We start from the raw sequence: 2,173 nt of genomic DNA, 5'->3' as shown, positions 1-2,173 counted from the left end.
CCGCCGAGCCGGTGTGTCGGCCTATTACCGATTCAACGGCGACACCCTCGACCCGGGCGAAGCCCGCCTGTGGGAAGCCCTGCGCGACAGCACCGACGACCCGCTGCTGCGCCAGGACGCCGAACGCCTGCCCGCCGTGCTGGCCACCCGCGCCGCCGACCAGAACTGGGCCGACTCGGTGGCCGGCGACATGGAGCGCCACTATTCGCCGGGCCGCACCTGGGAAGCCCTGGCCCGCTCCACCCTGCCCCTGCTCGAACCGGGCGACGTGCTCGACGTCGCCTCGGGCGACGGCGTGCTGGGCGAACTGCTGGCGCCGCATGCGCGCCGCTATGTCTGCGTGGATTCCAGCGCCCGCGTCGTCAACGCGGCGCGCGAACGCCTGCGAAAGTATCCGCACGTCGAGGTGCTTGAAGGCGACATGCAGGCCCTGGACTTCCCGGCGGCGCAGTTCGACCTGGTGCTGCTGATGCACGCGCTCACCTACGCCGACCGCCCGGCCCAGGCCATCGCCGAAGCGGCCCGGGTCCTTCGCAGCGGCGGCCGCCTGGTCGCCACCTGCCTGGGCAAACACGAACACCGCGCCGCGGTCACGCCCTACGGCCATGTCAACCTGGGTTTCACGGTGAAGGAGCTGCGCCGGCACGCGGAAAAGGCGGGCCTTGAAGTCACCGTCTGCGAGGCCGTGACCCGCGAAAAACGCCCGCCCCACTTCGAAGTGCTGACCCTGCTGGCGCGCAAGCCATGAGCACCCTGCCCTGGCACGATCCCGGACGCACCGGGCAGCTGCTGCAGGCGCTGACGGAACGCATCCTGGTGCTCGACGGCGCCATGGGCACCCTGATCCAGCGCCACGAGCTGGGCGAAGCCGACTACCGCGGCGAACGTTTCGCCGACTCCCCGCGCGACCTCAAGGGCAACAACGACCTGCTCACGCTCGTGCGCCCGGACGTCATCGCCGGCATCCACCAGGCCTACCTGGACGCCGGCGCCGACATCATCGAAACCAATACCTTCAATTCGACGGCCGTCTCGCAGTCCGACTACGGCCTCGAGGACCTGGTGCCGGAACTCAACCGCGAAGCCGCGCGCCTGGGCCGCGAATGCGCCGCCCGGGCCGAAGCCGCCGACCCGTCCCGGCCGCGCTGGGTCGCCGGCGTGCTGGGTCCGACCAGCCGCACGGCATCGATCAGCCCGAAGGTCGAGGACGCCGGCTACCGCAACACCAGCTTCGACGCGCTGGTGGCCGACTACACCGTCGCCGCGCGCGGCCTGGTCGAAGGCGGCGCCGACATCCTGATGGTCGAGACGGTCTTCGACACGCTCAATGCCAAGGCGGCGCTGTACGCGATCGACGTGCTCTTCGAAGAGCTGGGCGCGCGCCTGCCGGTGATGATCTCGGGCACCATCACCGACCGCAGCGGCCGCACGCTGTCGGGCCAGACCGCGGAAGCCTTCTGGTATTCGCTGCGCCACGCCCGGCCGCTGTCGGTGGGCCTGAACTGCGCGCTCGGCGCCCGCGACCTGCGCCCGCACGTGGACATGCTGTCCCAGGTCGCCGACACCTACGTCAGCTGCCATCCCAATGCCGGCCTGCCCAATGCCTTTGGTGGCTACGACGAAGGCCCGGACGAAACCGCCGGCATCCTGCGCGAATTCGCCGAGGCCGGCCTGCTCAACCTGGTCGGCGGCTGCTGCGGCACCACGCCCGGACACATCGCCGCCATCGCCGAAGCCGTGCGCGGGCTGCCCCCGCGTCAACCGCCCACCCTGCCCGCCCATACCCGCCTGGCCGGCCTGGAACCCTTCGTCATCACGCCCGACACCAATTTCGTCAACGTCGGCGAACGCACCAATGTCACCGGCTCGATCCAGTTCAAGAAGCTGATCCTGGAAAACCGCTACGACGACGCCCTGGCGGTGGCCCGGCAGCAGGTCGAAAACGGCGCCCAGGTCATCGACGTCAACATGGACGAGGGCATGCTCGACGCCGAGGCGGCGATGACCCGCTTCCTGAACCTGGTCGCCGCCGAACCCGACATCGCGCGGGTGCCGGTGATGATCGACAGCTCCAAGTGGAGCGTGATCGAAGCCGGCCTCAAATGCGTGCAGGGCAAGGCCATCGTCAACTCGATCTCGATGAAGGAAGGCGAAGCCGCCTTCCTGGCGCAGG

The 2,173-nt window shown here is 69.8% G+C and carries 1 protein-coding gene and 1 pseudogene; both read left to right on the top strand.

What is annotated here, in order from left to right:
• Positions 1 to 745: pseudogene (locus tag AACZ35_RS13945) on the top strand (class I SAM-dependent methyltransferase); the annotation flags it as partial.
• Between the two features lie 8 nt (positions 746 to 753).
• Positions 754 to 2,173, top strand: a 1,420-nt coding sequence (locus AACZ35_RS13940; protein WP_339830320.1) for a homocysteine S-methyltransferase family protein, incomplete at its 3' end; no start/stop codon positions are given.

The organism is uncultured Arenimonas sp., assembly GCF_963976025.1.
Taxonomy (GTDB): domain Bacteria; phylum Pseudomonadota; class Gammaproteobacteria; order Xanthomonadales; family Xanthomonadaceae; genus Arenimonas.
The sequence above is the reverse complement of the archived record's forward strand: the minus strand, read 5'-3'. Positions and strand labels throughout refer to the sequence as shown.